The following is a 23,426-nucleotide window of genomic DNA, read 5'->3' as shown; positions in this document are numbered from 1 at the left end:
CGTTAAGGTGAACCCCATGAGCGAACCCTCCCGCTTCGACCGCGGCCACACCGACGACCTCATGTCCTTCCTGGCGGCGAGCCCGTCGCCGTACCACGCCGTGGCGAACGCCGCCGAGCGGCTGGAGAAGGCCGGCTTCCGGCAGGTCGCCGAGACGGACGCGTGGGAGGGGACGAGCGGCGGCAAGTACGTGCTGCGCGGTGGCGCGATCGTGGCCTGGTACGTCCCCGAGGGTGCCGAGGCGCACACGCCGTTCCGGATCGTCGGCGCGCACACCGACTCCCCCAACCTGCGGGTCAAGCCGCTGCCGGACGCCGGGGCGCACGGCTGGCGGCAGGTGGCGGTGGAGATCTACGGCGGACCGCTGCTGAACTCCTGGCTCGACCGTGACCTGGGGCTGGCCGGCCGGCTGACCCTGCGGGACGGCTCGACGCGGCTCGTGAACGTGGGCCGGCCGCTGCTGCGGGTGCCGCAGCTCGCCATCCACCTGGACCGCTCGGTGTCGGCGGAGGGGCTCAAGCTCGACAAGCAGCGGCATCTGCAGCCCATCTGGGGGCTCGGCGACGACGTCCGCGAGGGCGATCTGATCGCGTTCCTGGAGGCGGAGGAAGGGCTCGACGCGGGCGAGGTCACCGGCTGGGACCTGATGGTCCACTCCGTCGAGCCGCCCGCCTACCTGGGCCGCGACCAGGAGCTGGTGGCCGGGCCGCGCATGGACAACCTGCTGTCGGTGCACGCCGGGGTGGCCGCGCTGACGGCGGTCGCGGCCTGCTCGGACCTCGGCTACATCCCCGTACTCGCCGCCTTCGACCACGAGGAGAACGGCTCGCAGTCCGACACGGGCGCGGACGGGCCGCTGCTCGGCAGTGTGCTGGAGCGGTCGGTGTTCGCGCGCGGCGGGTCGTACGAGGACCGGGCGAGAGCGTTCGCGGGCACCGTCTGTCTGTCCTCCGACACGGGCCACGCGGTCCACCCCAACTACGCCGAGCGGCACGACCCGACGCACCACCCGCGCGTGAACGGCGGCCCGATCCTCAAGGTCAACGTCAACAACCGCTACGCGACGGACGGTTCGGGGCGCGCGGTGTTCGCCGCCGCCTGCGAGAAGGCGGACGTGCCCTTCCAGTCCTTCGTCTCCAACAACTCCATGCCCTGCGGCACCACCATCGGCCCGATCACCGCGGCCCGGCACGGCATCAAGACGGTCGACATCGGTGTCGCCATCCTGTCGATGCACAGCGCCCGCGAACTGTGCGGCGCGGACGACCCGCATCTGCTGGCCAACGCGCTGGTGGCGTTCCTGGAGGGATAGCCGTCAAGAACGGGAGGGATAGGTTTCCCCGGTTGGGTACCCGCCCCTGACGGAAACGTCATGCAGGGGAGGCGACACACATGGGCCTCGGCGGATGCATCATCCTCATCGCCGCGGGAGCCATCCTCACGTTCGCGACGGACTGGGACATGCAGGGGGTCAACCTCGATCTGGTCGGGATCATCCTGATGATCGTCGGACTGATCGGGGTCAGCACCTTCAGCAGCATCGCGCGGCGCAGGCGGGTCGTGGTGCCGCCCACCACGCCGGTCGTCGACGAAGAGGTACGGCGCAGGGAGTACTGACAGCGGCTGAACAACGGCTGACAGCGGGTCCTTTCTGACAGCTCGTCATCAATGGGGCTCGCAGGAAATATCCAGACAACCGTGAGCAGTCCGTTACCCCGGACTGCTTGTCGGCTTGTATGGATTTCGTGAAGACTTGTGAGGACTCCGGGGCTCGGGGGGTGAGTGGTACCGAGCCCCGTCCTCACAAGACTTCGCACCAGGGGGCCCGGCGTGCTCGACCTCGCGGCGCCGAGCGGTCCGAGACCGCACCCGGTGCCCCGCCATGCGGCCCGGCGCGCCCACGCGGCCCCCGAGGAGCCGCCGACCCGCCCCCGGCTCGCCGTCCTGATCCCGGCGCACAACGAGGCGGACCGCATCGGCGCCGCCATCGACGGCCTGCGCGACCAGACCCGGCGCCCCGACCTCGTCGTGGTGGTCTGCGACAACTGCACGGACGACACCGCCGAGATCGCCGTCGCGCACGGCGCCCAGGTGTTCCACACCCAGGGCAACACCCACAAGAAGGCCGGCGCCCTCAACCAGGCCATCGCCTGGATGCTGCCCCACCTCGACGACCGCGACCTGCTGCTGGTCCAGGACGCCGACACCGTCCTCGACCCCTGGTTCGCCGAGACCGCCCTCGCCACCTTCAATCGCAAGGTCGGCGCCGTCGGCGGGGTCTTCTACGGCGAGGAGGGCGGCGGCCTCCTCGGTCTGCTCCAGCGCATGGAGTTCCACCGCTACGCCTGGGAACTGGAACGCACCGGCGGCAAGGCCCAGGTCCTCACCGGCACCGGCACCATGTTCCGCGCCCGGGTGCTGCGCGAGGTGCGGGCGGCCCGCCGCGCCGGGGTGATCGGCGGCGGCAGCAGCTACTACAGCCTCGCCTCGCTCACCGAGGACGACGAGATGACCAAGGCGGTCAAGACCCTCGGCTACCGGGCCATGTCCCCGGCCGGCTGCGCGGTCACCACCGAGGTCATGCCGACGCTGGGCAAGCTGTGGCACCAGCGGCTGCGCTGGCAACGCGGCGCCCTGGAGAACCTGCGCGACTACGGCTGGACCAAGGTCACCGCCCGCTACTTCGCCCAGCAGGTCCTGATGGGCTTCGGCGCGCTGTCGTTCCTGGTCTACCTCGTCTACATGACGACGTTCACCACGCTGTACGGCTGGCCGGGCCTCTCCCCGTTCTGGACGGCGATCGGCCTGATCTTCGTCGTCGAGAAGACGGTCTCCGTACGGCGGGCCGGCCCGAAGGCCGTCCTGGTCGCGGCGCTGATGGTCCCGGAGATGCTCTACGACCTCTTTCAGCACGCCGTCTACTTCACCTCGCTGTGGGGGTTGGTGCGCCGCAGCGAGGAGAAGTGGGTCGCCACCTGACCCTCAGCCAAGAGACCTGACCCTCTACCGAGAGAAGCGAGAAGCACGATGTACGGACGAGTGATCGGCGCGGGCACCACCGGTGCCGGAGGTGCCACCCTTGCCGCGACGGGCCTGTGGATGAACAGCATGGCCCTGGTCGTCACGGCGACCACCCTGGCGGCCGCGGGCGTGGCCCTCTACAAGCTGGCCCCGCGCCCGCGCCGCCGCTGACCCCTTCACCGAGCGGGCTGGTCGGGGTCCATCCCGGCCAGCACGAGCGGCAGCCGGTCCGCTCCGCCCTCGACGAGGCGGACCGGGACGCCCCAGTCCTGCTGGTGGACATGGCAGGCGGGGTATTCGTTCTCGGGGTCGTCGTCGCAGGACGCGGCCATCGCGGAGACGTGCAGAACCCCTTCGGTGACGGCCGGGTCGAGACGCAGGGTGCGGGAGAGGTCGGTGCCCTCGCCCTCACCGTCGGCGAGCAACTCGGGCGGGGTCGACGAGACCAGCAGCCGGGTCGAGGGGCCGTAGCGCGTGTCGAGCTTCTGTCCGGCGGGCGCCTGGAAGACCACGTCCAACCGCAGCTCACCGGGGGCGACTTCGGTGGCGGCCCGCTGCGTGCGGTGGGCGACCGAGGCCACCTTCACGGCCTCCTCCGGCAGCCGCAGCCGGGTCAGCCGGTGCCGGGCGGACTCCACGACCACGATGTCCTCGCCGACCAGCACCGCGTCGCTGGGCTCGCGCAGGTCGGTGGCGAGGGTGGTGACCTCGCCGGTCGCCGGGTCGAAGCGGCGCAGGGCGTGGTTGTAGGTGTCGCTGACGGCGACCGAGCCGTCGGGGAGCGCGGTGACGCCCAACGGGTGCTGGAGCAGCGCCTGTTCGGCCGTGCCGTCGCGGTGTCCGAAGTCGAACAGTCCCGTCCCGACGGCGGTGTGGACGGTGCCGTCGAGGGCGACCCAGCGCAGGGCGGACGTCTCGGAGTCGGCGAGCCACAGCTTGTCCGGGGTGGCGGCGAGCCCGGAGGGCTGGGCGAACCAGGCCTCTTCGGCGGGGCCGTCCACCAGGCCCTCGTTGGTGGTACCGGCGGCGACGGAGACGGTCCCCTCCTCCGGGTCGTACGTCCACAGCTGGTGGACGCCGGCCATGGCGATCCACACCCTGCCGTTCCAGTGGGCGACGTCCCAGGGGGAGGAGAGGTTGACCTCACGCGCGGGACCCGAGGTGGCGTCGGCCTGCATCCACTGCCGTCCGGTACCGGCGAGGGTGGTCACCTCGCCGGTGGCGAGGTCCAGCCGGCGCAGGGCGTGGTTGACGGTGTCGGCGACGACCACGGAGCCGTCCGGCAGCAGGGCGAGCCCCTGCGGCTCGTTGAAGGAGGCGGTGTCACCGGCACCGTCCCGCATTCCCCTGGCACCGGAGCCGATCCGGCGCATCACGCTCTCCCCGTCCGCCGCCAGCTCGACGAGCTGATGCCGGGTGGTGTCGCTGACCAGGAAGCTCCCCGAGGGCAGCACGAGCGCCTTCCCGGGGAACCGCAGCACGGTCGGCTCCGGCTCCGGCGCCACATAGGGCCCGTCGCCGCGCCGCAGCGTGCCCTTCGCCGCGTGCTCCGCCTCCAGCTCGGTCACGAGGCGCTCGATGGCGTGCACATGGCCCTCACCGGCGTGCTGCGCGACGACGTACCCCTCCGGGTCGATCACGACGAGCGTCGGCCAGGCCCGTACCGCGTACTGCTTCCAGGTGGCCAGCTCGGGATCGTCCAGCACCGGATGCTCGACCCCGTACCGCTCCACGGCGTCCACCACCGCCCCGTGCTCCGCCTCGTGCACGAACTTGGGCGAGTGCACGCCGATGACGACGACGGTGTCGCGGTGCTTCTCCTCCAGCTCGCGCAACTCGTCGAGGACATGCAGACAGTTGATGCAGCAGAAGGTCCAGAAGTCGAGGATGACGATGCGTCCCCGCAGGTCGGCCAGGCTGTACTGCTTCTCGCCCGTGTTCAGCCAGCCGCCCTTGCCGATCAGCTCGGGGGCGCGGACACGGACGCGGCGGGGTGCGGAGTCGCTCATGGACCAAGCGTGCCACCCGCCACCGACAGTCACCCGAGCGGAGGCCCGGCGGGACCGCGCTCAGCCCGTCGGAGTACCGGCGGCGTTTCGGCCCGGCGTCCGGGGAAGCGGTCATACATGAGATTCCTCGTACGCGACCGGCTGCTCGGCTTCGGCGACGACTACTGGATCGAGGACGACCAGGGCAACAAGGTCTTCCTCGTCGACGGCAAGGCCATGCGGCTGCGCGACACCTTCGAGCTGAAGGACACGCGCGGGCGCGTCCTCATCGACATCCACCAGAAGATGTTCGCCCTGCGCGACACGATGGTGATCGAACGGGACGGCGAGCCCCTGGCCCGCATCAAGCGCAAGCGCCTGTCCCTGCTCCGCAACCACTACCGGGTCTCCCTGGCCGACGGCAGCACCGAACTCGACGTCAGCGGCAAGATCCTCGACCGCGAGTTCGCCATCGAGTACGACGAGGAGCTCCTCGCCGTCGTCTCGCGCCGCTGGCTGCACGTCCGGGAGACGTACGGCGTGGACGTCGTACGGGAGGACGCCGACCCGGCGCTGCTGATCGCGGTGGCGGTGTGCGTGATCCACCTGGCGGAGAAGGAACGCGAGGAGGACTGACGGCGAACCGCTATGGCTTGCGCGGGGGCTCCAGGCCCAGGACGCGGTCCTTGAGGGCCGGGAACTGTTCGCGGGTCGTCGCGACCTTCCCGGGGTCGAACTCGACCGTGAGGATCTCCTCGCCGGCCCCCGCCTCCGCCAGTACCTCGCCCCAGGGATCGACCACGATCGAGTGACCGGCCTGCGGAACTCCCGCGTGCGTCCCGGCCGTTCCACACGCGAGCACGAACGCCTGGTTCTCCACCGCCCGCGCCTGAGCCAGCAGCGTCCAGTGCGCCCGGCGGCGCTCCGGCCAGCCCGCGGGGAGGACGAAGGTCTCGGCGCCGGCGTCGACGAGACCGCGGAAGAGTTCGGGGAAGCGGAGGTCGTAGCAGGTGCCGAGGCCAAGGGTCGTCTCGGGCAGACGGACCGTCACCAGCTCCCGCCCCGCGCCCATCAGCACGGCCTCGCCCTTGTCGAAGCCGAAGCGGTGGATCTTGCGGTAGGCGGCGATCAGATCACCGGAGGGGGAGAAGACGAGCGAGGTGTTGTAGAGCGTCCCGTCGTCGGCGCGCTCGGGGATCGAGCCCGCGTGCAGCCACACGCCGGCGTCGCTCGCGGCCTTCGCCATCGCCTCGTGCGTCGGCCCGTCCAGCGGCTCCGCGTCGCTGTCGAACCCTTCGTAGGCGAAGGCGCCGGTGGTCCACAGTTCGGGGAGGACGACGAGGTCGGCGCCCGCCTGCCCGCGCACCAGAGCAGCCACCCGCAGTCGACGCGACTCGACCGATTCGTCCTCGTTCACGTCGATCTGGATCAGAGAGGCGCGCACACTACCACCGTCCTGGCATTCGAGCCGTTCACACGGGCCTACGATCGTCACACGAAAGCACTGCCGGGGTGCCTCAGAGCAGCGTAACTTAGCGTTTCAAGACACCCGCTCAGTGCAGCCACCTCCCGCTGGCAACGCCGCCGCCATCTGCCCGTGTACCGACCGCCGAGGGGTCCCGTTCCGTGAGTCTGCATCCCACCCTCCAGCCCTACGCCGACGCCTGGACCCACTCCATCGAAGCGATATCCGAGCTGGTGACCCCGCTCGTGGAAGGAGAGTGGAACCGGCGCACGCCGTGCCCGGCCTGGTCGGTCCGTGACGTGGTCTCCCATGTCATCGGTCTGGACTGCGAGATGCTCGGCGACCCGCGCCCGATCCACACCCTGCCCCGCGACCTCTACCACGTGACGAACGAACAGCAGCGGTACACGGAGATGCAGGTCGACGTCCGCCGTCACCACACGGCGCCGGAGATGACGTCCGAGCTGGAGTACGTGATCATCCGCCGCAACCGCCAGCTCCGCAACGAGTCGCGTGACCCCGGGACCAAGGTGCGCGGCCCCTACGGCAGCGAACTGACGCTCGAGGAGTCCATGCGGCGGCACGCCTTCGACGTCTGGGTCCACGAGCAGGACCTGCGCGCCGCCCTCGGCCGCCCCGGCAACCTCGACTCGCCCGGCGCGCACGTCGCGCGGGACTATCTGCTCGCCGAACTCCCCGCCGTGGTCGCGGAGAAGGCCGACGCCCCGCGCAGTTCGGCGGTCGTCTTCGACGTGCACGGCCCCATCGAGTTCCTGCGCACGATCCGCGTCGACATCCAGGGCCGCGGCACCCTCGAAACGGTCCCCGCCCTGGGCCCCGCCGCCACCCTCACCCTCGACTGGGAGACCTACGTCCGCCTGGCCTGCGGCCGGGTGACGCCGGAACAGGTGGCGGACCGGGTGAAGGCGGAGGGCGAACCCCAGCTGACGGCGGCGATATTGAGGAACTTCACGGTGACCAAGTAACAGGCGGCACCCCGAAGCGCCGGGCTGCGCGACCCACCCCCCGCCCAGCACCGGCGCCGGATGCCTACGCAGGTACGTGCACCGCCTCCACCCGGCTCGCCACCAGCCGTTCCCGCTCCCGCCGGATCGCCCGCTTCCGCAGCCGCAGGATCTGACTGACCCCCACGGCCTGGAGCACGAACACCACGGAGAACGCGATCCGGTAGTTGCCCCCGGTCGCGTCCAGCAGCACCCCCACCGCGAACAACGTCGTCATCGAGGCGACGAACCCGCCCATGTTGGTGATCCCGGACGCCGTCCCCTGCCGCTCCGGCGGATTCGCCGGCCGCGCGAAGTCGAAGCCCAGCATCGACGCCGGCCCACAGGCCCCCAGCACCGCGCACAACACCACCAGCAGCCACATCGGCGCGTGCTCACCGGGATACGCCAGCGTCACCGCCCACAGCAGCGCGGTCGCCCCCACGGTCCCGAGCGCCAGCGGGGTGCGCGCCTCGTGGTGCCGGGCGACGACCTGACCGTAGACGAGCCCTATGACCATGTTGGACAGCACGACGAGGGTCAGCAGCTCACCGGCGGTCGCCCGGGACAGCCCCTGCGCCTCGACCAGGAACGGCAGGCCCCACAGCAGCAGGAACACCATCGCCGGGAACTGGGTCGTGAAGTGCACCCACAGCCCGAGCCGGGTCCCCGGCTCCCGCCAGGACGCGGCGATCTGGCGGCGTACGTAGGCCGCGCCCTGGTGCGGGACGGGCTCGGGCTCGTAGCCCTCGGGGTGGTCCTTGAGGAAGAGGAGCAGCAGCACCAGCACCAGCACGCCCGCGAGCGCGCTGCCCGCGAAGGCGGCCGTCCAGCCGATGCCGTGCAGCAGCCGGGCCAGCACCAGGGTGGAGACGAGGTTGCCGGCCATGCCGACCAGTCCCGCGAGCTGGGCGACCATCGGCCCGCGCCGGGCGGGGAACCAGCGGCTGCCGAGCCGCAGCACGCTGATGAACGTCATCGCGTCCCCGCAGCCGAGCAGCGCGCGCGAGGCGAGGGCCATGCCGTACGAGGGGGAGAAGGCGAAGCCCAGCTGCCCCGCCGTGAACAGCACGACCCCGATGGTCAGCACCTTCTTGGTGCCGAGCCGGTCGACGAGCAGGCCGACGGGTATCTGCATGCCCGCGTAGACCAGCAGCTGGAGGATCGAGAACGTCGACAGCGCGGAGGCGTTGACGTGGAAGCGGTCGGCGGCGTCGAGGCCGGCGACGCCGAGGGAGGTGCGGAAGATGACGGCGACGAAGTAGACGGAGACACCGATGCCCCACACGGCCATGGCGCGGCGGCCGCCAGGAGGGTCACCGGGGAGGGTCTCGGACCTCATCGGACCTCACCCCGGGCGAGGTGGGAGAACCACTCGACGTGCGCGTGGACGATCCCGACGACCGCCTCCGCGTCGCCGGAGCGCAGCGCTTCGAGGATCTGCTCGTGCTCGGCGAGGGCCTTGGTGACGCGGTCCGGGTGGGCGTGCATGACGGCGACGCCCATCCGCAGCTGCCGGTCGCGCAGTTGGTCGTAGAGGCGGGAGAGGATCTCGTTGCCGCCGCTGCGGACGATCTCGGCGTGGAAGCAGCGGTCGGTGACCGCGGCGCCCGCAAGGTCACCGGCGGCGGCCTGCTCCTTCTGCCGCGCGAGCAGTTCCTCCAGGCGGGCGATGAGCTGCGGGGACGCCGGTACGGCCTTCCGCGCGGCGTGCTCCTCGACCAGCTGGCGGGTCTCCACCACGTCCGCGATCTCCTGTGCGGAGACCGGCAGGACCAGGGCGCCCTTCTTCGGGTAGAGCTTGATCAGCCCCTCCACCTGGAGCCGCAGCAGCGCTTCCCGCACCGGGGTGCGGGACACCCCGACGGCCTCGGCGAGCTCGCCCTCGGTGAGGAGCGTGCCGCCCTCGTAGCGGCGCTCCAGGACACCCTGCTTGACGTGGGTGTAGACGCGGTCGGCGGCGGGTGGTTGCTTGGCGGGAGCGGGGGGCTGGTCGGTGGCGGCGGATGGAGCGGAAGGCATGCGCACAGCATAGATACAACACGTACGCAAGCGTGATCCCGTTCCATCATGTGGACCGCAACATTCGCCCCACCCATCGCACAACCTTCTGTGCTACTTACGTGTCACACAGATGCGGCCCCTTCGTCACCCCCTCCAACTTGGCCGCATCCCAGGCGAATTCGACGTATTCGGGGTATTTCAGTTGACAACCGCTACCAAGGGCCTCCGTGTCCGCCGAGCCGCTGCCGTCGCCCTCACGACCGGCGCGATGCTCGCCACCGGAGCACTTACCGCGGCACCGGCGCAGGCTGTGGCCACGCCCACCATCACCGCCAAGGGCGGCTACCTGATGAACGGCGCCACGGGCAAGACGCTCTTCACCAAGGCCGCCGACACCAAGCGGCTCACCGCGTCCACCACCAAGGTCATGACGGCGAAGGTCGTGCTGTCGCAGTCGAACCTGAACCTGGACACCAAGGTCACGATCAAGAAGGCCGTCAGCGACTACATGGTCGCCAAGGGCTACCCCTCGTCGGCCCATCTGATCGTCGGCGACAAGGTGACCGTCCGTCAGCTCCTCTACGGGATGATGCTGCCGTCCGGCTGCGACGCCGCGTTCGCGCTGGCCGACAAGTTCGGATCCGGCTCGACGTCCGCCGCCCGGACCAAGAACTTCATCGGCAAGATGAACACCATGGCCAAGAACCTGGGCATGACGAACACGCACTTCGACTCGTTCGACGGCCTCAGCAACGGCAACAACTACTCGACGCCGCGTGACCTGACGAAGGTCGCCCGGAGCGTGATGAAGAGCAGCACGTTCAAGACCGTCGTCAAGGCCAAGTCGTACACGGCGAAGACGATCACGAGCTCCGGGTCGACGCGCACCATGGGCAAGTGGACGAACACCAACACGCTGCTCGGCTGGAACGGCACGCTCGGCATCAAGACCGGCTCGGGCCCTGACGCCCACTACTGCCTCGTCTTCGCCGCCACGCTGAACGGCGAGTCGGTCATCGGCGCCGTCATGACCGCCCCCAACGCGACCGACCGCACGGCGGACGTGAAGAAGCTCATCAACTACGGCTACGCGAAGATCAGCTGACGCGTAGGAACGCATCGAGGGGGCCCGCGGCGGCGGGCCCCCTCACGCATGTCCGTCACCGGACCGGCAGAAAGAACCGCCGCTTGTCCTTGGACGTGGCCCCGATCCGCGTATAGAACCGAATGGCCCCGTCGTTCCACACGGGCGTCTGCCACTGCACATGCCCGAGCCCGAGCCGCCGCGCCTCACCCCGCACGGCGTCCATGAGCGACTCCCCGATACCGAGCCCCCGGTGCCCGTCCCGCAGGAACAGGCAGTCCATGTGCAGGTACTCGGCCCCGTCCCAGGTGGACACCTCGGCGGAACAGGTGGCGTACCCGACGAGGGGTCCGCCCTCCCCCAACTCCGCGACAAGCCCGATCAGTCGGGGCTCGGGGCTCCCGAACAACAGCGGCTCCAGCCGCCCGGCAAGCCCCTCACCAGGCGGCTCGGCCTTCTCGTAGACGGCATGCTCGGCGATGAGGGCGACAAGCTCGGGAAGATCCCCGGCACGCGCCCGCCTGACGTCGGTCATAGGAAGGAAGCCCGCATCACGCGGGGTTGCCGGACGACACGTCGAACTGCATCTCCGGCGGATCCTTCGGATCGAAATCCTCACCCGCCTTGGGGTACTGCTTCAGCACGGTGCCCTGGCCCCAGGTGTTCTCGTCCACGGGTGTCGGGTCGTAGTGCCAGCCGGCGGCCTTCAGGCACTCGAGCACCGAGTCCCAGTTCTTGTACTGGAAGTCCGGCATCTCGACCTTCTCCGGGTCGTTGTACGACTCCTGCGGCTCGGTGCACTCGGTCTTGTCGACCGTCCGGGTCGCGTCACCCGTCCGATATCCCGTCGGGTGCGAAGAAGCCGACGTGCTCGCCCCGCCGCCGCCCTTCGCGTCGTCGTCCGAGCCGCCGCCGTTCATCAGCAGGGCCGCGATGAGGCCGCCGACCGCGATGACCGAGACGACGATCGAGCCGAGGATCACCGGCTTGTTGTTCTTGCCGCCGCCGCCCGACGACGCCGGCGCCTGCTGCGGCGAGATGGTGTACGGCGGCGGAGTCGACGCGTACCCGTTCGGCGCCGGCGTCTGGTAGCCGCCGCCCTGCTGCGGGTAGCCGTACGCGGGCGCCGGCGTCGGGGTGCCGTACGGGTTCGGCGTCGGGGCCGGCTGGTACGGGGTCTGGACGTTGTTCGTGGGCGGCGGGGGCGTCTGGCCGACCGGCGGGAACACCGCCGAGCCGACACCGGCACCGCTCGCGGTCTGCGCGCCCGGCACGATGCTCGGCGGCGCCGCCTGGAAGGAGGCCGCCACCCGCAGGCACTCGTCACGCATGGACTCGGCGCTCGGGAACCGTTCGTTCGGGTTCTTCTTCAGGGCGCGGGCGACCAGCGCGTCCACGGCCGGCGGCAGCGATCTGTTGATCGAGGAGGGCGCCACCGGCTCCTCCTGCACATGCGCGTACGCGATCGCCAGCGGCGAGTCCGCCTCGAACGGCAGCCGCCCGGTGACCAGTTGGAACAGCATGATGCCGACCGAGTAGAGGTCGGAACGGGCGTCCACGCCACGGCCGAGGGCCTGCTCGGGGGAGAGGTACTGCGGGGTGCCGACCACCATGCCGGTCTGCGTCATCGACGTCACGCCCGACTGCATGGCGCGCGCGATGCCGAAGTCCATCACCTTGACCACGCCGCGCTTGGTCATCATCACGTTGCCGGGCTTGATGTCGCGGTGGACGAGGCCCATCTCGTGGCTGATCTCCAGCGCCGCCAGCACATCCGCGGTGATCTTCAGCGCCTTGTCGGCGGGCATCGCGCCGAACTGCCGTACGTCCTCGTCGAGCACCGAGCCCAGCGGGCGGCCCTCGACGTACTCCATGACGATGTACGGCATCGTCGACCCGTCGAGGGCGTCCTCGCCGGTGTCGAAGACCGAGACGATGTTGGTGTGGGTGAGCTTGGCCACGGCCTGGGCCTCGCGGCGGAACCGCTCGCGGAAGGCCTGTTCCCGGCCCAGTTCGGTGTGCAGCGTCTTGATCGCGACGGGGCGGTCCAGCATGGTGTCGTGCGCCAGGTGCACCGAGGCCATGCCGCCCTCGCCGAGCAAGTCGCGCAGCTGATAGCGGTTGTTGGCGAGCGCCCGCCCCGCGTACCGGCCCTGTGCGCCGTCCTGGCTCATCTTCCGCGTCCCCCATCGGCCATCAGGCGCCGGCCCGACTGTCGTTGATCGAATGGCTCATTCCCGGCCAAGTCTGCCCCACGGCACTGACAGGTCAAGCCGGGTGCCCGTTCCGTGACCGTACGCGAAAGAAGCGTCGCGGAAGCGTTACAGGGGCCGTACGGCCGGTACACAGAATTTGCACGACAGCGCGTGCTACCGCTTTGATGGCCGGTCCGTCTCGGACCGGTCCCCGGGGTCTTCCCGGACCGGAGGCTTGCGCGGAGGCTGTAGCGTGGCCGACGGAGACCGTAACAACACCGCGCGCACCGCGGGCAGAAACGACGGCGAGGACTGATGGCACAGCAGCAGCGCGCTCAGGGCCCGTCCGACCCCGAGGCGACTGGCGGCGGAATGTCAGATGCGCCGGAGCTGTGGGGTAACGGCGGGCTGGTCGGCGACGGCCGATATCGGCTGACACACAGACTCGGCCGTGGCGGCATGGCAGAGGTGTTCGCCGCCGAGGACGTACGGCTGGGCCGCACCGTCGCGGTCAAGCTGCTGCGCGCCGACCTCGCCGAGGACCCGGTCTCCAAGGCCCGCTTCACGCGCGAGGCCCAGTCGGTCGCCGGTCTCAACCACCACGCGATCGTCGCCGTGTACGACTCCGGCGAGGACCATGTGAACGGCCAGTCCGTTCCGTACATCGTCATGGAGATCGTCGAGGGGCGGACGATCCGCGACCTGCTGCTCAACGCCGAGGCGCCGGGCCCCGAGCAGGCCCTGATCATCGTCTCCGGTGTCCTGGAGGCGCTCGCCTACTCGCACCAGCACGGCATCGTGCACCGCGACATCAAGCCGGCCAACGTCATCATCACCCACAACGGCGCCGTCAAGGTGATGGACTTCGGCATCGCCCGCGCCCTGCACGGCGCGCAGTCGACGATGACGCAGACCGGCATGGTCATGGGCACGCCCCAGTACCTGTCGCCGGAGCAGGCTCTCGGCAAGGCCGTCGACCACCGCTCCGACCTGTACGCGACGGGCTGCCTGCTCTACGAACTCCTCGCGCTGCGGCCCCCGTTCACGGGTGAGACGCCGCTGTCCGTCGTCTACCAGCACGTCCAGGACATCCCGACGCCGCCCTCCGAGGTCTCCGACGCCACGCCTCCGGAGCTCGACGGCCTGGTCATGCGCTCGCTCGCCAAGGAGCCGGACGACCGGTTCCAGACGGCCGAGGAGATGCGCGGGCTCGTCCAGTACGGGCTGCAGATGCTCTACGAGCAGGGCGGCCACACCGGCACCTGGAACACCGGGCCGGTCGCGATGCACGAGGGCCGGCACACCCCGGCCGCGGGCTTCGCGAACACCACGGTCATGGGGCACCCGGACGCCGGCGCCTCCGGTACGACCCAGATCCCGCAGCCGATCCTGCCCCACCAGGGCTACGGCGGCGGGGACGACGGCGGCTTCGAGGGGCACGGCAACCGGGGCAGCGGCCGCGGCAAGCTGTGGATCCTCGCCGTTCTCGCGGTGATCGCCATCGCGGCCGGCGTCGCGCTGGCGCTGAACGGCGGGGGCGGGAACGGCGGCGGGGGCGGCACCACGCAGTCGCCGACCACCTCACAGACAAAGGACGACGAGACGGCCAGCGAGTCGCCGAGCGACGAGCCGACGGACGAGGCCACCGAGGAGCAGACCGACAACGGCACGAGCGACGGCGGCTCCTCCTGGACCCCGTCGTCGCAGCCCTCGTACACGCCCTCGGCGACGCCTTCGGAGACGGCGACGGAGCCCACGGACGAGCCGACGACCGAGGAGCCGACGGACGAGCCGACGACCGAGGAGCCGACCGACACGGCGGAGCCCACGGACACGAGCGGCGGCGACACGGGCGCCCCCGACGGCACTTGAAGGCCAGGCCTGCCGACCGGGGGCCTGTGACCTGACCTCCACGCGCGCGTGCGGACCGGAAACGGACCGTACGCGCGCGTGCTGCTTCCCGGGCCCCGTGGTCCGCCGTGGTCCCCCGCGGTCCTCATCCCGCGAACGCGTCGCACACCGTCTCGTACTCCCGCGTCCACCACACCGCCAGCGCCGACGCGGCCGGGAACTGGGGGTCCGCGCGGGTGTCGCCGCGCTCGTAGTGCCAGCGCAGCATCCAGAAGTCGTTGAGCCGCTCCCACCACACCCGGTGCACGGCCGCCGCCAGCTCCGAGGGCGTGACCCCGGCCGCGCGCCGGTACGCGCGCGCGTACGCCCGTACCTTCGGCAGGTCGAGCGCCCCCGCGGGCCGTACGAAGAAGATCGCGGCGGCGCGTACCGCCTCCTCCGCGCGGGGCTGCACGCCGAGCCGGTCCCAGTCGACGATCGCGGCGGGGGCGTCCCCCTGGTAGAGCAGGTTGAACGGGTGGAAGTCGCCGTGCACCCAGCCCACGCAGGCCCCGTTCGGCGGCCGCCGGTGCGCGTGCTGCTCCAGCAGGGCGCGGCGCTCCAGGAGGCGGTGGCGGGCCAGCTCGTCGAAGGAGTCGGCGGGGCGGTGGCGGCGCACGCGCGTGAGGAGCTCGTCGATGAGGGCGAAGGTGGCGGTGGGGTCGGCGCTGCGGACGGGGTGGGGGCTCGTAGCCGGGCGGGTGCGCCCCTTGGGCGGCATCACGCGCTCCAGGGCGGCGTGCACGGCCCCCAGCAGCGCCCCGAGCCGTGCGCACTGCTCCGGGGTGAGCTGGCCGCCGTGGCGGTGCCGGCCCTCGATCCAGGGGTGCAGGGCGTAGGCGTGGCCGCCGACGACCGCGACCGTACGGCCGTCGCGGCCGGCCAGTGGAGGGGCCACGGGGACGCCGAGGTCGGCCAGGCGCTGGGTGGCGCGGTGCCGGCGCTCGATGGCGGCCGGGTCGGCGGTGTCGGGGTCGAAGTGGTGCTTGAGGAAGTAGCGGCCGCGGGTCGTGCGGAGCCGGTAGCCGCGGTTCAGCAGCCCTTGTTCGACGGGTTCGCAGGCGACGGCGGAGCCGGCGGCGTACTGGCTCAACAGGGCGCTCAGCGGGGGCGCGTGGGGCATGAGGGGTGGTACACAAGGGCGCGGCACGCGCCAGATGCTAGGGCACGCGACGGGGCCGTGAGCTGGGCGTTGTCACAGACAGTCGCATTCGATCACGGCAGGTGCGCGAAGTGACTTTCCAGGGCTCCGTCGGTGGAGTGCACGGTCCCGAACTGCGGCTCGACGCGCAGATAGACGGGTTCGTACGGCTCGCCGTCGACGACGTTGGGCCCGGGGCCGAACCGTTCGAGTTCGGCGGGCGTCGGCTCGTGCCGCGCGCACGCGCCGACCACTTGCACCGACCACAGCCCCTCGCCCGGCCGGGCCGAGCTCAGGTTGTCCGCGCCGTAGGCGACGACATGCCCGACGCACGCCCGGTGGTAGCCGACGTTCCCCGGCAGCCGCAGCAGCACCCGGCCGTCGGCCACGATGTGCCGGGCGAAGGCGAGGAAGGGCAGCGCGCGCATGCTGGTGGCCACCCGGCCGTAGTCGGTGCGGGCGAGCAGGTCTACGGCGAGCTGTTCGTCGGAGAGCTGTTCTTCGGAGGGCATGTAACCAATGTCGGACCTCGGCGCCCCGGAGGGCAGAGGTCTTTGGTCCTCAATGCCGCTGCCGCTCCGCCTGCATGCGCGCCACGTACGCCGCCGCCTGCGAGCGTCGCTCCATCCCGAGCTTGGACAGCAGACTCGACACGTAATTCTTGATCGTCTTCTCGGCCAGGTGCAGCCGCTCACCGATCACCCTGTTGGTGAGACCCTCCCCGATCAGATCGAGGATCTTGCGTTCCTGGTCGGTCAGGTGCGCGAGTCGGTCGTCGCCCTTGGCGGTGCCGCCGTCCCGCAGCCGCTCCAGCACGCGCGCGGTGGCCACCGGGTCGAGCAGGGACTTGCCGGCCGCGACGTCCCGTACCGCCGACAGCAGCTCATTGCCGCGGATGGCCTTGAGGACGTACCCGGCGGCGCCCGCCATGATCGCGTCGAAGAGGGCCTCGTCGTCGGCGAAGGAGGTCAGCATGAGGCACTTGACGTCCTCGTCGCGCGAGCTGATCTCCCGGCAGACCTCCACGCCGCTGCCGTCCGGCAGCCGTACGTCGAGGACCGCGACGTCGGGCCGGGTGACCGGGATCCGTACCAGCGCGTCGGCCGCCGTACCGGCCTCGCCCACCACCTCGATGTCGTCCTCGACCGAGAGCAGTTCATGGACGCCGCGCCGGACCACCTCATGGTCGTCGAGCAGAAATACGGTGATTTTTCGGTTTTCGCGCACGCGGCAAGTCAAACACAGAAAGTCTTCCGGTGACCTGGGTAGCCGGGATAACGTGCCGTTGCTCCGGCCTCCTGCAAGGCTGTGACCAGCGGCTGTTCCCGAATGCGCGACTTACTTGGAAATCCAAGCATCCATTTACTTGGAAATCCAAGCAAAATCGCAGGTCAGGAGGGGTTTCACAGATTTGTGCAGCACTGGGTAACGTGCCTTGTGCAGGGCGCTCGCCGGGGCACCTTGTCACGCCTGATCCCGACCCGTCCGCACCCACCCCGTGCGTCGGCAGGGCCTCAGGTGAGCCGCACTGGCACCCGGCGAACCCGGGGATGCCGGACCGACGGAGGAGCACACGTGACCGTGGAGAGCACTGCCGCGCGCAAGCCGCGACGCAGCGCCGGGACCAGGAAGTCCCCGAGCACCGAGCCCGAACTGGTTCAGCTGCTGACGCCCGAGGGCAAGCGCGTCAAGAACGCCGCATACGACAAGTACGTCGCCGGCATCACCCCCGATGAGCTGCGCGGTCTGTACCGCGACATGGTGCTCACCCGCCGTTTCGACGCCGAGGCCACCTCCCTGCAGCGCCAGGGCGAGCTGGGTCTGTGGGCGTCGCTGCTCGGCCAGGAGGCCGCCCAGATCGGCTCGGGCCGGGCCACCCGCGAGGACGACTACGTCTTCCCGACCTACCGCGAGCACGGCGTCGCCTGGTGCCGCGGCGTCCCGCCGGAGAACCTGCTGGGCATGTTCCGCGGCGTGAACAACGGCGGCTGGGACCCCAACAGCAACAACTTTCAGCTCTACACGATCGTCATCGGCTCCCAGACGCTGCACGCCACCGGCTACGCGATGGGCATCACCAAGGACGGCGCGGACAGCGCGGTCGTCGCCTACTTCGGCGACGGTGCCTCCAGCCAGGGCGACGTCGCCGAGTCGTTCACCTTCTCCGCGGTCTACAACGCGCCGGTGGTGTTCTTCTGCCAGAACAACCAGTGGGCGATCTCCGAGCCGACCGAGAAGCAGACCCGCGTCCCCCTCTACCAGCGCGCCCAGGGCTTCGGCTTCCCGGGCGTCCGCGTCGACGGCAACGACGTGCTGGCCTGCCTCGCGGTGACCAAGTGGGCGCTGGAGCGCGCCCGCGCCGGCGAGGGCCCCACCCTGGTCGAGGCGTTCACCTACCGGATGGGCGCCCACACCACCTCCGACGACCCGACCCGCTACCGCGGTGACGAGGAGCGCCAGGCCTGGGAGGCCAAGGACCCGATCCTGCGCCTTCGCCGGTACCTGGAGGCCTCAAACCACGCGGACGAGGGATTCTTCGCGGAACTCGAGGCCGAGAGCGAGGCGTTGGGCAGGCGAGTGCGCGAAGCGGTCCGCGCCATGCCGGACCCGGACCACTTCGCCCTCTTCGAGCACGCGTATGCGGACGGACATGCGCTGGTCGACGAGGAGCGAGCCCAGTTCGCCGCCTACCAGGCGTCGTTCGCAGACGAGGGGGACCACTGACATGGCAGAGAAGATGGCTCTCGCCAAGGCGATCAACGAGTCGCTGCGCCGTGCCCTCGAATCCGACCCCAAGGTGCTGGTCATGGGCGAGGACGTCGGCAAGCTCGGCGGCGTCTTCCGGGTGACGGACGGCCTGCAGAAGGACTTCGGCGAGAGCCGCGTCATCGACACCCCGCTCGCCGAGTCCGGCATCGTCGGCACCGCGATCGGCCTCGCCCTGCGCGGCTACCGCCCGGTGGTGGAGATCCAGTTCGACGGCTTCGTCTTCCCGGCCTACGACCAGATCGTCACCCAGCTCGCGAAGATGCACGCCCGCTCACTGGGCAAGGTCAAGCTCCCCGTCGTCATCCGCATCCCCTACGGCGGCGGCATCGGCGCGGTCGAGCACCACTCGGAGTCGCCCGAGGCGCTCTTCGCGCACGTGGCGGGCCTGAAGATCGTCTCGCCGTCCAACTCCTCCGACGCGTACTGGATGATGCAGCAGGCCATCCAGAGCGACGACCCGGTGATCTTCTTCGAGCCCAAGCGGCGCTACTGGGACAAGGGCGAGGTCAACACGGAGGCCATCCCCGGCCCGCTCCACAAGGCCCAGGTGGTCCGTGAAGGCACGGATCTGACGCTGGTGGCGTACGGCCCGATGGTGAAGACCTGCCTGGAGGTCGCGGACGCCGCGGCCGAGGAGGGCCGCTCGCTGGAGGTCCTGGACCTGCGCTCGGTGTCCCCGCTGGACTTCGACGCGATCCAGGCCTCGGTCGAGAAGACCCGCCGCCTGGTCGTGGTCCACGAGGCGCCGGTGTTCTTCGGCTCGGGCGCCGAGATCGCCGCCCGCATCACGGAGCGCTGCTTCTACCACCTGGAGGCCCCGGTGCTCAGGGTCGGCGGCTACCACGCCCCGTACCCGCCGGCCCGCCTGGAGGAGGAGTACCTGCCGGGCCTGGACCGGGTGCTCGACGCCGTCGACCGTGCCCTGGCGTACTGAGGAGAGGGTCGTGACGACGATGACGGAAGCGTCCGTACGCGAGTTCAAGATGCCCGACGTGGGCGAGGGCCTGACCGAGGCCGAGATCCTCAAGTGGTACGTGCAGCCCGGTGACCAGGTCACCGACGGCCAGGTGGTGTGCGAGGTCGAGACCGCCAAGGCGGCCGTCGAGCTGCCCATCCCCTACGACGGTGTCGTCCGGGCGCTCCACTTCCCCGAGGGCACCACGGTCGACGTGGGCACGTCGATCATCGCCGTGGACGTCTCGGGCGGGGCGGCCCCCGCCGAGGCCCCGGCGTCCGAGGCGGCCCCTGCGGCCGCCGAGCCCGAGAAGAAGCCCGAGGGCCGCCAGCCCGTCCTCGTCGGCTACGGCGTCGCCGCGTCCTCGACCAAGCGCCGCCCCCGCAAGGGCCCCCAGATCCCGGTCCAGGAGGCCTCGACGGCGATCCAGACCGAGCTCAACGGCCACGGTCCCGCCGCACCGCCGACGCCCGCCGCATCCGCACCGGCGACGCCCGCCGCGCCGGCGGCCACGGAGCGCCCGCTGGCCAAGCCGCCGGTGCGCAAGCTGGCCAAGGACCTCGGCGTCGACCTGGCGACGGTCACCCCGACCGGCCCGGACGGCATCATCACGCGCGAGGACGTCCACGCGGCGGCCGCCCCGGCACCGGAGGTTGTGGCCGCACCGGCGCCGGCCCAGAAGCCCGCCCCCGCGCCCGTGCCGACGTACGACACCGCGCGCGAGACCCGCGTCCCGGTCAAGGGCGTCCGCAAGGCGACGGCGGCGGCCATGGTCGGCTCGGCGTTCACGGCGCCGCATGTCACGGAGTTCGTGACGGTCGACGTGACCCGGACGATGAAGCTGGTCGAGGAGCTCAAGCAGGACAAGGACATGCAGGGGCTGCGGGTCAACCCGCTGCTGCTGATCGCCAAGGCCCTGCTGGTCGCGATCAAGCGCAACCCCGAGGTCAACGCGTCCTGGGACGAGGCCAACCAGGAGATCGTGCTCAAGCACTATGTGAACCTGGGCATCGCCGCGGCCACCCCGCGCGGCCTGATCGTCCCGAACATCAAGGACGCGCACACCAAGACGCTGCCGCAACTGGCCGATTCGCTCGGCGAGTTGGTGGCGACCGCGCGCGAGGGCAAGACCTCCCCGGCCGCCATGCAGGGCGGCACGGTCACGATCACCAACGTCGGCGTCTTCGGCGTCGACACCGGCACCCCCATCCTCAACCCCGGCGAGTCCGCGATCCTCGCGGTCGGCGCGATCAAGCTCCAGCCGTGGGTCCACAAGGGCAAGGTGAAGCCGCGTCAGGTCACCACGCTGGCGCTCAGCTTCGACCACCGCCTGGTGGACGGGGAACTCGGCTCCAAGGTGCTCGCGGACGTGGCGGCGATCCTGGAGCAGCCGAAGCGGCTGATCACCTGGGCGTGAGACACGAGTGAGGGGCCGGCGTCCGCTGACGCCGGCCCCTCGTCGTGCTCGCGAGATCTACGAGATCTATGGGCTCAACGGGATCTACGGGGTCTACAGGTACGGTCCGCCGGAGCGGCCGCCCGGGTGCCCGTCCTCGCCCTCGTGGCCCACGCCCGGCGGCAGCGCCCGGCGCATCTGCTCCAACTGGGCCCGCGCGGCCATCTGCTGGGCGAACAGCGTGGTCTGGATGCCGTGGAAGAGGCCCTCCAGCCAGCCGACCAACTGGGCCTGCGCGATCCGCAGTTCGGCGTCGCTCGGGGTCGCCCCTTCCGTGAAGGGCAGAGAGAGCCGCTCCAGCTCCTCGACCAGCTCCGGCGCCAGACCGTCCTCCAGCTCCTTGACCGAGCTGCGGTGGATCTCCTTCAGCCGGACCCGGCTGGCCTCGTCCAGAGGAGCCGCGCGCACCTCCTCCAGCAACTGCTTGATCATGCTGCCGATCCGCATGACCTTGGCGGGCTGCTCCACCATGTCCGTCACCGGAAGCTCGCGGGAGTCCTCGTCCCCGGTGCCGCCGAGCGCCATCCCGTCCTGGCCCACGACCAGGATCTGCGGCTGCTCGGACGACCGTTCGTTCCTCGGCATCTCCATGCCGCCATTCTCTCGCACCCGTACACCTCATCATTGGGGTGCCCCCGGTGGAGGGTGATCCACCGTTTACGGGTCGTGAGATCCGGTCGGCCGCCGGGCCCGATCGTGCGGCCTTTTCGGCCCGGCGGCGGTATCCGTAATGCCGGAATCGCGGGGTGATGTGACGCTGGTGCTGTGACGGGATGGCTGCGCACAGTGCGCACGACGGGACTGCTGATCGCCCTCGCGGCGGGCGGCGCGCTGCTGCCGTACGACGTGATGGCGGCGCCCGGCGGGCCGACGCCGGGCGCGCACCCGTCCGTCACGGCGAGCTCAACGGAACACCCCACAGAACGTCCCGCCGAGCATCCCGCCGAACATCCCGCCGATGGTGCCGCCGCCCCCGTACCCGACACCCCCCGGAAAACCGCCTCACCGCGGCCCTCCGTCGCACCGCCGCGCCATGGGCAGCCGGTCGTCCCGCGCACCGGGCCGTCCCGGGCCGGGAGCAGCGCGGGCGAGGGGCGGGAGCGTCCGGGGCGGCACGAGGACGCCGGGGCAGCGGAGACGGAGGAGAGTGCCGACGCCGGTGCGGATGAGGACGGTGAGCTTCAGGACTCCGGGGCGCCGGACGACGGCGGCGTGACGGACGAAGGGGCCACCCAGCCGACCGGCGGCGCCGCCACCGCCGTACCGGAGGCCTCGCGGCAGGCCGTCAGCCAGGAAGGGCCGAGCACCGAGCCCGTTCTGCGCATCCTGCCGCTCGGCAGCGGGCTGGTGCTGATCGGGCTCGGCCTGGCGCTGGCCCTGCTCGGGGTGCGGCTGCGCCGCGGCTGACGACCGGGCTACTCCACGACCAGCAGGACCTTGCCCACGTGCCCGCTCTCCTCCACCACCCGGTGGGCCGCCGCCGCGTCGCTGATCGGGAGTTCGCGGTCGATGACCGGGCGGATGTGACCGCCCTCGAGCAGGGGCCAGACATGTTCGCGCACGGCCGCCACGATCGCCGTCTTCTCGCTGAGCGGGCGGGCGCGCAGGGTGGTCGCGCTGATGGCCGCGCGCTTGCCGAGCAGCGCGCCGATGTTCAGCTCGCCCTTGGTGCCGCCCTGGAGGCCGATGATCGCGAGGCGGCCGTTGACCGCGAGCGCCCGGACGTTGCGGTCCAGGTACTTCGCGCCCATGTTGTCGAGGATGACGTCGGCCCCCGCGCCGTCCGTGGCCGCCTTGAGCTCGGCCACGAAGTCCTGCTCCTTGTAGTTGATCAGGATGTCGGCGCCGAGCCGCGCGCAGTGGTCCAGCTTCTCCTTGGTTCCGGCCGTGACGGCGACCTTCGCGCCCACGGCCTTCGCGAGCTGGATCGCCATCGTGCCGATGCCGCTGGAGCCGCCGTGCACGAGCAGCGTCTCCCCGGGGCGCAGGTGGGCGATCATGAAGACGTTCGACCAGACCGTGCAGGCCACCTCGGGCAGCGCGGCGGCGTGCTTGAGATCGACCCCCTTGGGCACCGGCAGCAGCTGGCCCGCCGGGACGACGACCTTCTCGGCGTAGCCGCCGCCGGACAGCAGCGCGCACACCTCGTCGCCGACGGCCCAGCCGGACACCCCGGTGCCGATCTCGGCGATCCGGCCGGAGCACTCCAGGCCGGGGTAGGGGGAGGCGCCGGGCGGCGGGTCGTAGAAGCCCTGCCGTTGCACGATGTCGGCCCGGTTGACGGCGCTGGCCACCACCTCGACCAGCACCTCGCCCTCGCCGGGCACCAGGTCGGGGACCTCGTCCCACACCAGCACTTCGGGTCCACCTGCTTCGGGAATCGTGATCGCACGCATGGGGGCGACGCTACTCCTCGGTCTCCGGTCCCACGTCGCTCGGCCTTTTGACGGGGCC

General features: G+C 70.9%; 23 protein-coding genes. 12 read left to right on the top strand and 11 right to left on the bottom strand.

What is annotated here, in order from left to right:
• Nucleotides 1-16 precede the first annotated feature (16 nt).
• The 4 genes from CRP56_RS21755 to CRP56_RS47640 all read left to right on the top strand — a co-directional run bounded on the left by CRP56_RS21755 (nucleotide 17) and on the right by CRP56_RS47640 (nucleotide 3,192).
• Nucleotides 17-1,312, top strand: coding sequence for a M18 family aminopeptidase (locus CRP56_RS21755; RefSeq protein WP_097266419.1), 1,296 nt, complete (start codon nucleotides 17-19; stop codon nucleotides 1,310-1,312).
• 80 nt (nucleotides 1,313-1,392) lie between these two features.
• The gene (locus CRP56_RS21750; RefSeq protein ID WP_059194289.1) at nucleotides 1,393-1,617 is read left to right on the top strand and encodes a DUF6458 family protein; all 225 of its coding nucleotides are present in this window, start codon (nucleotides 1,393-1,395) and stop codon (nucleotides 1,615-1,617) included.
• A 213-nt stretch (nucleotides 1,618-1,830) separates the two neighbouring features.
• Complete coding sequence (locus CRP56_RS21745; protein ID WP_373559662.1) at nucleotides 1,831-2,979, top strand: glycosyltransferase; 1,149 nt, start codon at nucleotides 1,831-1,833, stop codon at nucleotides 2,977-2,979.
• A 48-nt stretch (nucleotides 2,980-3,027) separates the two neighbouring features.
• Nucleotides 3,028-3,192: a hypothetical protein gene (locus tag CRP56_RS47640; protein ID WP_165951232.1), complete on the top strand. Its 165-nt coding sequence runs from the start codon at nucleotides 3,028-3,030 to the stop codon at nucleotides 3,190-3,192.
• Nucleotides 3,193-3,197: 5 nt separating this feature from the next.
• On the opposite strand, the gene CRP56_RS21740 is transcribed toward CRP56_RS47640, so the two are convergent.
• Nucleotides 3,198-5,030: a thioredoxin-like domain-containing protein gene (locus CRP56_RS21740; protein ID WP_097266417.1), complete on the bottom strand. Its 1,833-nt coding sequence runs from the start codon at nucleotides 5,028-5,030 to the stop codon at nucleotides 3,198-3,200.
• A 117-nt stretch (nucleotides 5,031-5,147) separates the two neighbouring features.
• On the opposite strand from CRP56_RS21740, the gene CRP56_RS21735 reads away from it, so the two are divergent.
• Complete coding sequence (locus CRP56_RS21735; RefSeq protein WP_097266415.1) at nucleotides 5,148-5,645, top strand: LURP-one-related/scramblase family protein; 498 nt, start codon at nucleotides 5,148-5,150, stop codon at nucleotides 5,643-5,645.
• 10 nt (nucleotides 5,646-5,655) lie between these two features.
• Here CRP56_RS21735 and CRP56_RS21730 read toward each other — a convergent pair whose 3' ends face one another.
• Complete coding sequence (locus CRP56_RS21730) at nucleotides 5,656-6,453, bottom strand: carbon-nitrogen family hydrolase (RefSeq protein WP_097266413.1); 798 nt, start codon at nucleotides 6,451-6,453, stop codon at nucleotides 5,656-5,658.
• Between the two features lie 182 nt (nucleotides 6,454-6,635).
• Between CRP56_RS21730 and CRP56_RS21725 the strand changes: the two genes are divergently transcribed.
• Nucleotides 6,636-7,460 carry a maleylpyruvate isomerase family mycothiol-dependent enzyme gene (locus CRP56_RS21725; protein ID WP_097266410.1) on the top strand — a complete coding sequence of 275 codons (825 nt, stop codon included), beginning with the start codon at nucleotides 6,636-6,638 and terminating at the stop codon, nucleotides 7,458-7,460.
• A gap of 64 nt (nucleotides 7,461-7,524) precedes the next feature.
• Here CRP56_RS21725 and CRP56_RS21720 read toward each other — a convergent pair whose 3' ends face one another.
• Nucleotides 7,525-8,820 carry an MFS transporter gene (locus CRP56_RS21720; protein WP_097266408.1) on the bottom strand — a complete coding sequence of 432 codons (1,296 nt, stop codon included), beginning with the start codon at nucleotides 8,818-8,820 and terminating at the stop codon, nucleotides 7,525-7,527.
• Nucleotides 8,817-9,500 carry a GntR family transcriptional regulator gene (locus CRP56_RS21715; protein WP_097274326.1) on the bottom strand — a complete coding sequence of 228 codons (684 nt, stop codon included), beginning with the start codon at nucleotides 9,498-9,500 and terminating at the stop codon, nucleotides 8,817-8,819. The genes CRP56_RS21720 and CRP56_RS21715 overlap by 4 nt, the downstream gene beginning before the upstream one ends.
• 184 nt (nucleotides 9,501-9,684) lie before the next feature.
• Between CRP56_RS21715 and CRP56_RS21710 the strand changes: the two genes are divergently transcribed.
• Nucleotides 9,685-10,587 (top strand): D-alanyl-D-alanine carboxypeptidase family protein, encoded by a 903-nt coding sequence (locus tag CRP56_RS21710; protein WP_257040864.1) that lies wholly within the window; start codon nucleotides 9,685-9,687, stop codon nucleotides 10,585-10,587.
• Between the two features lie 55 nt (nucleotides 10,588-10,642).
• Here CRP56_RS21710 and CRP56_RS21705 read toward each other — a convergent pair whose 3' ends face one another.
• Both CRP56_RS21705 and CRP56_RS21700 read right to left on the bottom strand, forming a co-directional pair.
• Nucleotides 10,643-11,101, bottom strand: a complete 459-nt coding sequence (locus CRP56_RS21705; RefSeq protein ID WP_097266404.1) for a GNAT family N-acetyltransferase — start codon at nucleotides 11,099-11,101, stop codon at nucleotides 10,643-10,645.
• Nucleotides 11,102-11,117: 16 nt separating this feature from the next.
• A complete protein-coding gene (locus tag CRP56_RS21700; protein ID WP_097266402.1) occupies nucleotides 11,118-12,740 on the bottom strand; it encodes a protein kinase domain-containing protein in 1,623 nt (540 codons plus the stop codon).
• Between the two features lie 336 nt (nucleotides 12,741-13,076).
• On the opposite strand from CRP56_RS21700, the gene CRP56_RS21695 reads away from it, so the two are divergent.
• The gene (locus tag CRP56_RS21695; RefSeq protein ID WP_097266400.1) at nucleotides 13,077-14,633 is read left to right on the top strand and encodes a protein kinase domain-containing protein; all 1,557 of its coding nucleotides are present in this window, start codon (nucleotides 13,077-13,079) and stop codon (nucleotides 14,631-14,633) included.
• Between the two features lie 124 nt (nucleotides 14,634-14,757).
• Here CRP56_RS21695 and CRP56_RS21690 read toward each other — a convergent pair whose 3' ends face one another.
• The 3 genes from CRP56_RS21690 to CRP56_RS21680 form a co-directional block, all read right to left on the bottom strand.
• A complete protein-coding gene (locus CRP56_RS21690) occupies nucleotides 14,758-15,774 on the bottom strand; it encodes a phosphotransferase (protein ID WP_179851082.1) in 1,017 nt (338 codons plus the stop codon).
• A 92-nt stretch (nucleotides 15,775-15,866) separates the two neighbouring features.
• Nucleotides 15,867-16,304 carry a pyridoxamine 5'-phosphate oxidase family protein gene (locus CRP56_RS21685; RefSeq protein WP_097266398.1) on the bottom strand — a complete coding sequence of 146 codons (438 nt, stop codon included), beginning with the start codon at nucleotides 16,302-16,304 and terminating at the stop codon, nucleotides 15,867-15,869.
• Nucleotides 16,305-16,353: 49 nt separating this feature from the next.
• On the bottom strand, nucleotides 16,354-17,019 hold the full coding sequence (locus CRP56_RS21680) for a response regulator (protein WP_097266396.1): 666 nt from the start codon (nucleotides 17,017-17,019) through the stop codon (nucleotides 16,354-16,356).
• Between the two features lie 348 nt (nucleotides 17,020-17,367).
• On the opposite strand from CRP56_RS21680, the gene pdhA reads away from it, so the two are divergent.
• The 3 genes from pdhA to CRP56_RS21665 are packed head-to-tail and all read left to right on the top strand — an operon-like array spanning nucleotide 17,368 to nucleotide 20,933.
• Complete coding sequence (gene pdhA / locus CRP56_RS21675; RefSeq protein ID WP_097266395.1) at nucleotides 17,368-18,516, top strand: pyruvate dehydrogenase (acetyl-transferring) E1 component subunit alpha; 1,149 nt, start codon at nucleotides 17,368-17,370, stop codon at nucleotides 18,514-18,516.
• 1 nt (nucleotide 18,517) lies between these two features.
• The gene (locus CRP56_RS21670) at nucleotides 18,518-19,495 is read left to right on the top strand and encodes an alpha-ketoacid dehydrogenase subunit beta (protein ID WP_097266394.1); all 978 of its coding nucleotides are present in this window, start codon (nucleotides 18,518-18,520) and stop codon (nucleotides 19,493-19,495) included.
• A 10-nt stretch (nucleotides 19,496-19,505) separates the two neighbouring features.
• Complete coding sequence (locus tag CRP56_RS21665) at nucleotides 19,506-20,933, top strand: dihydrolipoamide acetyltransferase family protein (protein ID WP_097266393.1); 1,428 nt, start codon at nucleotides 19,506-19,508, stop codon at nucleotides 20,931-20,933.
• A 93-nt stretch (nucleotides 20,934-21,026) separates the two neighbouring features.
• On the opposite strand, the gene CRP56_RS21660 is transcribed toward CRP56_RS21665, so the two are convergent.
• On the bottom strand, nucleotides 21,027-21,563 hold the full coding sequence (locus CRP56_RS21660; protein ID WP_079312752.1) for a bacterial proteasome activator family protein: 537 nt from the start codon (nucleotides 21,561-21,563) through the stop codon (nucleotides 21,027-21,029).
• A 174-nt stretch (nucleotides 21,564-21,737) separates the two neighbouring features.
• Between CRP56_RS21660 and CRP56_RS21655 the strand changes: the two genes are divergently transcribed.
• Nucleotides 21,738-22,379, top strand: a complete 642-nt coding sequence (locus CRP56_RS21655; protein ID WP_143664921.1) for a hypothetical protein — start codon at nucleotides 21,738-21,740, stop codon at nucleotides 22,377-22,379.
• Nucleotides 22,380-22,387: 8 nt separating this feature from the next.
• Here the strand turns inward: CRP56_RS21655 and CRP56_RS21650 are convergent, their stop codons facing one another.
• Nucleotides 22,388-23,368 carry an NAD(P)H-quinone oxidoreductase gene (locus tag CRP56_RS21650; RefSeq protein WP_097266391.1) on the bottom strand — a complete coding sequence of 327 codons (981 nt, stop codon included), beginning with the start codon at nucleotides 23,366-23,368 and terminating at the stop codon, nucleotides 22,388-22,390.
• Nucleotides 23,369-23,426: the final 58 nt, after the last annotated feature.

Source organism: Streptomyces sp. TLI_55 (assembly GCF_900206255.1).
In the GTDB taxonomy this organism is placed as follows: Bacteria; Actinomycetota; Actinomycetes; order Streptomycetales; family Streptomycetaceae; genus Streptomyces; species Streptomyces aquilus.
Note: the sequence above shows the minus strand (reverse complement) of the source record. Positions and strands in the feature narration are given on the sequence as shown.

What these genes read in the sequence shown, in the direction of transcription:
- CRP56_RS21755 (WP_097266419.1), top strand. Translation starts at nt 17, where the DNA reads ATGAGCGAACCCTCCCGCTTCGACCGCGGCCACACCGACGACCTCATG.
- CRP56_RS21750 (WP_059194289.1), top strand. Translation starts at nt 1,393, where the DNA reads ATGGGCCTCGGCGGATGCATCATCCTCATCGCCGCGGGAGCCATCCTC.
- CRP56_RS21650 (WP_097266391.1), bottom strand. Translation starts at nt 23,368, where the DNA reads ATGCGTGCGATCACGATTCCCGAAGCAGGTGGACCCGAAGTGCTGGTG.
- CRP56_RS21690 (WP_179851082.1), bottom strand. Translation starts at nt 15,774, where the DNA reads ATGCCCCACGCGCCCCCGCTGAGCGCCCTGTTGAGCCAGTACGCCGCC.
- CRP56_RS21735 (WP_097266415.1), top strand. Translation starts at nt 5,148, where the DNA reads ATGAGATTCCTCGTACGCGACCGGCTGCTCGGCTTCGGCGACGACTAC.
- CRP56_RS21695 (WP_097266400.1), top strand. Translation starts at nt 13,077, where the DNA reads ATGGCACAGCAGCAGCGCGCTCAGGGCCCGTCCGACCCCGAGGCGACT.
- CRP56_RS21660 (WP_079312752.1), bottom strand. Translation starts at nt 21,563, where the DNA reads ATGGAGATGCCGAGGAACGAACGGTCGTCCGAGCAGCCGCAGATCCTG.
- CRP56_RS21670 (WP_097266394.1), top strand. Translation starts at nt 18,518, where the DNA reads ATGGCAGAGAAGATGGCTCTCGCCAAGGCGATCAACGAGTCGCTGCGC.
- CRP56_RS21705 (WP_097266404.1), bottom strand. Translation starts at nt 11,101, where the DNA reads ATGACCGACGTCAGGCGGGCGCGTGCCGGGGATCTTCCCGAGCTTGTC.
- CRP56_RS47640 (WP_165951232.1), top strand. Translation starts at nt 3,028, where the DNA reads ATGTACGGACGAGTGATCGGCGCGGGCACCACCGGTGCCGGAGGTGCC.
- CRP56_RS21715 (WP_097274326.1), bottom strand. Translation starts at nt 9,500, where the DNA reads ATGCCTTCCGCTCCATCCGCCGCCACCGACCAGCCCCCCGCTCCCGCC.
- CRP56_RS21700 (WP_097266402.1), bottom strand. Translation starts at nt 12,740, where the DNA reads ATGAGCCAGGACGGCGCACAGGGCCGGTACGCGGGGCGGGCGCTCGCC.
- CRP56_RS21720 (WP_097266408.1), bottom strand. Translation starts at nt 8,820, where the DNA reads ATGAGGTCCGAGACCCTCCCCGGTGACCCTCCTGGCGGCCGCCGCGCC.
- CRP56_RS21685 (WP_097266398.1), bottom strand. Translation starts at nt 16,304, where the DNA reads ATGCCCTCCGAAGAACAGCTCTCCGACGAACAGCTCGCCGTAGACCTG.
- CRP56_RS21740 (WP_097266417.1), bottom strand. Translation starts at nt 5,030, where the DNA reads ATGAGCGACTCCGCACCCCGCCGCGTCCGTGTCCGCGCCCCCGAGCTG.